Origin of the sequence: Bittarella massiliensis (ex Durand et al. 2017) (assembly GCF_017566145.1) — a bacterium.
Lineage (GTDB): Bacteria > Bacillota > Clostridia > Oscillospirales > Ruminococcaceae > Bittarella > Bittarella massiliensis_A.
This window is the reverse complement of sequence record NZ_JABFCL010000410.1, coordinates 1-208: the sequence shown is the minus strand read 5'-3', so window position 1 is coordinate 208 and position 208 is coordinate 1. Positions and strand designations below refer to the sequence as shown.

1 pseudogene is annotated in these 208 nt (G+C 53.4%); it reads right to left on the bottom strand.

What is annotated here, in order from left to right:
* Nucleotides 1-208, bottom strand: a pseudogene (locus tag HJY11_RS14855) (ABC transporter permease); the annotation flags it as partial.

The window sequence follows — 208 nt, the reverse complement described above, 5'->3', positions numbered from 1 at the left end:
ACCACAATACAGATCACTGCCACCATGATGACAAGACCGTAGCCTGTGGGCAGAACGGCTGCCAGCCCGGTGTTAAAAATGGTGGGCATATTGTAAAAGGGCAGCACTGCGCTGCCACCGGTCAGGGCCAGGTTGATACTGTAAAGCCCTGTCATCACAAGAATTCCGGAGAGCAGGTCGGTGATGCCGAGCTTCACATGAAGAAAAC